Annotated in this window: 4 protein-coding genes and 1 riboswitch; of the genes, 2 read left to right on the top strand and 2 right to left on the bottom strand. The window is 70.6% G+C overall.

All coding sequences use genetic code 11. The features are described 5' to 3' along the window. Positions 1 to 330: 330 nt before the first annotated feature. Positions 331 to 684 (top strand): hypothetical protein, encoded by a 354-nt coding sequence (locus ACFTZL_RS42220; RefSeq protein ID WP_107455854.1) that lies wholly within the window; start codon positions 331 to 333, stop codon positions 682 to 684. Here ACFTZL_RS42220 and ACFTZL_RS42225 read toward each other — a convergent pair. Together ACFTZL_RS42225 and ACFTZL_RS42230 are read right to left on the bottom strand one after the other, a co-directional pair. Further along, entirely contained in the window at positions 662 to 1,678 is a 1,017-nt protein-coding gene (locus ACFTZL_RS42225) for a hypothetical protein (RefSeq protein WP_382595125.1), read from the bottom strand. The two genes, ACFTZL_RS42220 and ACFTZL_RS42225, sit on opposite strands and share 23 nt — an antisense overlap. 76 nt (positions 1,679 to 1,754) lie before the next feature. Then, positions 1,755 to 2,927 carry an NlpC/P60 family protein gene (locus ACFTZL_RS42230; RefSeq protein ID WP_382595128.1) on the bottom strand — a complete coding sequence of 391 codons (1,173 nt, stop codon included), beginning with the start codon at positions 2,925 to 2,927 and terminating at the stop codon, positions 1,755 to 1,757. 8 nt (positions 2,928 to 2,935) lie between these two features. Beyond that, positions 2,936 to 3,108: riboswitch (cyclic di-AMP (ydaO/yuaA leader) on the bottom strand. A 291-nt stretch (positions 3,109 to 3,399) separates the two neighbouring features. Here ACFTZL_RS42230 and ACFTZL_RS42235 point away from each other — a divergent pair. Further along, positions 3,400 to 3,995 (top strand): UvrD-helicase domain-containing protein (locus ACFTZL_RS42235; protein ID WP_382595131.1); only part of this gene is annotated, 596 nt, incomplete at its 3' end.

Below are 3,995 nucleotides of genomic sequence, written 5' to 3' on the forward strand. Positions count from 1 at the left end.
GCACAGGGGAAGCGGGCCGCCGCCGGACCTTCTGGCGGTGGTGCCCGACTGCCGCCCCTGGCCCGGGCGGCGGTGGGGAGCCGGTCACCTGGAGGAGGACGCTAAACCTCGCCATGGCGGGCCCGTGGCCGGTGCGCGGAACTGTTCCGAGAGGACCGACGGTGACCGTATGCGACCGCGATCCCGCCTCGGCGCCGGCGCCTTGACTCAGCGTGATGACCGATGCGTCGAATCATGGGCGAGTGACGGTGATCGGGTGCTATGGGGCGCATATATGCATCGGTGGGCCGGTGTCGGGCGGATCGGACCCCCTGATTAGGCTCCGGCCTCATGGACGTACTCATCCACCTCTTCGTCGGCCTCCACATCATCGGCATCGCCTCGCTCCTGGGCGGCTTTCTCACCCAGATGAAGGCGATGGGCGAGGGCACCGCCCGCTACACCCCGGCGATGCTGCACGGCGCGCTGACGATGCTGGTCACCGGTGTGATCCTGGTCGGCCTCAACCAGGCCGACGACCAGTCCGTGAACAACATCAAGATCGGCGTGAAGCTGGCCCTGCTGATCGTGATCCTCGGCCTGGTCTACGTGAAACGGGACGACGAGAAGGTGGACAAGGGCCTGTTCGGCCTGGTCGGGCTGCTGACCACGGCGAACGTCTTCATCGCCGTGCTCTGGACCTGACCCGGCGGCCGGGCCGCACCCCGGACCGGGCCGAGGCGGCCGTCCAGGCGGCGGCCACGAGCCACGCGGCCACCGCGATCCACAACAGCGCCTCCCCGAACCCGTCGAGCCAGGAGACGTCGAGGGCGACGGCGACGGCCAGTGCCGCCGTCCCCGTCTTGGCCCAGGTGAACACGGTCGCCCAGCGGCGGACGTCATGGCGGGGCCGGGGCCACAGGAACTCGGCGGCGAGCAGGACGGCGTAGCAGACCAGTGCGAGCACGAGCAGCACGACGGTCACGGTGCGCAGGACGTCCCGGTCGTCTTCGTTCCACAGGTACAGCCGCGCGCTGTCGGCGCTGATCAGCAGCGCCCCGGCGAGCGCCGAGAGGGCGAGCGCCCCGCCCGCGAGCCAGTGATCGCCGGTCCCCTCGGCCACCTGCCGCACATCGAATTGGACCAGGGCGAGGACGTACAGCACCAGCCCCAGCCAGAACAGCACCAGCGCCGCGTGCGCGAGCCAGGCCTCTGACTCGGCCGCGGCCAGCGTGGCGCCGAGCACGGCGAGCCCTTGGGTGGCCATGCAGCGCGCGAACACCGTCCCGGGCCTGCGCCGCTGCCCGCCCTGCGGGACGAGGACGAGCGGCACCGGCCAGAGCAGTACGGCGAGCACCAGCAGCGTCACGGCCAGAGCCCGGGAGCCGGCCGCCGAGAAGGCGGTGCCCAGGACGGCCGTCGCCGCCACGGTGGTGAGGGCGGCCGTCGTGACGCTCTCGAGGACGCCCGGCCTGCGCGTGTACGCCCGCCACCTGGTCCCGGCCCGCAGCAGCCGCCGGGTGAAGTCCGCGGCGAACAGCAGCCAGGCCGCGCAGGCCAGGCCGAGAGCGATGCGTGAGAGGACCTCGTACCCCGCCAGATCCAGACCGACCGACAGGGTGCCGGTCGCCAGCACGGCGGCACTGGACGCCGGAGCACGCTGCGCCCACCAGGCGACTGAGGGGGAGGGGCCGGGCATGGGGCCGATGCTAGGAGGCCCCGCGCGCGTTACGGGCAGGCCACGCGCGCGGGGCTCCAAAAACCTGCGAGACCCGTCAGGCCGGCCGCACCACGCTGTGGATCGACGACTCGCCGTCGTAGTAGATCGACTCCTCGCGCACGTACGTGCCCGGCTTCGGAGCGTGGATCATCATGCCGTTGCCGATGTAGATGCCGACGTGGGTGACATCGTCGTAGAAGAAGACAAGGTCACCGGGCTGGGCATCGGCCAGGGGGACCGTGGTGCCGGCGTTGACCTGGTCGTACGTCGTGCGCGGCAGGGTCACCCCGGCGGCCTTCCAGGCGGCCTGGGTGATGCCGGAGCAGTCGTAGGAGCCGGGGCCGGTGGCACCCCAGACGTACGGCTTGCCGATCTGGGCACGGGCGAAGGCGAGCGCCTTGTCGGCCTTGGTGGCGTACGAGGAGTCGGGCGCGGTGGACGACGAGGACGACCCCGCGGACGAGGAGCCGCTGCCCTGCTGCTGGGCGGCCTCCTGCTCCTGCTCCCGCTCCTTCTGCTGCTCGGCCTGCTGCCGGGCCAGCTCGGCGGCCTTGCGGGCGGCCTCCTGCTGCTTCTCCTTCTCGATCGCCGCGAGCCGCGCCTTCTCCTCGGCGGTCAGCTTCGACAGCAGCTCGCGCGCGTCGGCGAGCTTCCTCTGGACGGTCGCCTTGGCCGTCTTCAGGTCGCCCTGTGACTCGGTGAGCGTCTCGAGGCTCTCGGCGGCCTCCTGACGCTTCTCCATCGTCTCGGACTGCTGGGTGACGTAGTCGTCGACCGCCACCTTCTGACGGCCGGTCATCCGGTCCATCAGCTGGGTCTGGTCGAAGTAGTCCTGTGGGGTGTCCGCGAGCAGGAACGTGGCGGTGTCCGGGGCGGAGGCGCCGGTGCGGTACTGGGCGGCGGCGAAGCTGCCCAGCTCCTCCCGCGCCTCGTTCAGCTTCTGGGTGCGCTGGGCGACGTCGTCGAGGAGGGTGTCGACGCGCTTGCGCTGCTTAGCGGTCTTCTCCTTCGCCCCGTTGTACTTCTCGGTGGCGGACCCCGCCTGGCGGTAGAGGTCGTCGACCTTTTTCTCGACTTCCTCCAGGCTGGGCTTGTCCTCGGCCTCGGGGGCGGCGTTGGCCGACTGGGACAGCAGGGCCACGGAGGTGAGGGCCGCCGTTGCGAGGGCGGGGGTCCGTATGCCTGCCACGCGCGAACCCGTAGGACGCGACTTGCGGTGCGACGCCAAGGGAGGCGACTCCTTCCATGCTCCGCCTACCGGGTTAGCTGTCGGGTTCGGGCGGGTACTTCGGAAGGGTTGCCCTACGGCCTTCTCCGGCAAGGGAGTCGGGCCGATTCACCCCGGGGTCTCGGTTGGGTCCCCGGCTCTGGCTGCCGTTGCGGCACGCCGGACTCGGCGGAGGCCACGCGGCCCGGCGACGTTCGCCGGTGGGGGTCGTGTGGCCTTCCTCGCACGGTAGCCAACTCGTGTGGCCCTTGTGAAGGTTGATGGGTGATATGCCCGATACATTTCCGTGACCTTGCTCATGAGCATCGCCGAGAGTGATCAATCGAGGGGGATTGGTCATTATTCATACGCGTTTGTGAAGGCTGTAGCGGCCTGTGATCACGTGGACCTGGAGGGTGACAGGGGGGTCCTTTCGGCGATGTTCTCAGGGCGGCGGCGGGCTGTCAGTGGGGCGCCCTAGACTCGGAGAGCGATGAGCAGCCTCTTTGACGACAGCTTCCTGGCGGACCTCCAGGCCCAGCGGGGCCCCGCGGACGAGCCCCCGCCGCCGCCCGAGGACGATCACGGACCGGAGCCCGTTCCGGACGATCTGTTCGGCGGGAAGTTCGACACGCCGCCGGACCGTGACGCCTACTACCGGGACGGCGCCGCGCGCCCGCCGGTGGACGCCGCCGCGCTCCTGGAGGGGCTGAACGACAACCAGCGCGCCGCCGTCGCCCACTCCGGCTCCCCGCTGCTCATCGTGGCCGGCGCCGGCTCCGGCAAGACCCGCGTGCTCACGCACCGCATCGCCCACCTGCTCGCCGAGCGGGGCGTCCACCCGGGCCAGATCCTCGCCATCACCTTCACCAACAAGGCCGCCGGCGAGATGAAGGAGCGCGTCGAGCAGCTCGTCGGCCCGCGTGCGAACGCCATGTGGGTGATGACGTTCCACAGCGCCTGCGTGCGCATCCTGCGCCGCGAGAGCAAGAAGCTCGGCTTCACATCGAGCTTCTCGATCTACGACGCCGCCGACTCCAAGCGCCTGATGGCGCTGGTCTGCCGCGACCTGGACCTCGACCCCAAGCG

Origin of the sequence: Streptomyces sp. NPDC056948, from assembly GCF_042674225.1 — a bacterium.
Taxonomy (GTDB): Bacteria; Actinomycetota; Actinomycetes; order Streptomycetales; family Streptomycetaceae; genus Streptomyces; species Streptomyces purpurascens.

Excerpts from the sequence above, each read along its gene's own strand:
- ACFTZL_RS42220 (WP_107455854.1), top strand. The coding sequence starts at position 331 with ATGGACGTACTCATCCACCTCTTCGTCGGCCTCCACATCATCGGCATC.
- ACFTZL_RS42225 (WP_382595125.1), bottom strand. The coding sequence starts at position 1,678 with ATGCCCGGCCCCTCCCCCTCAGTCGCCTGGTGGGCGCAGCGTGCTCCG.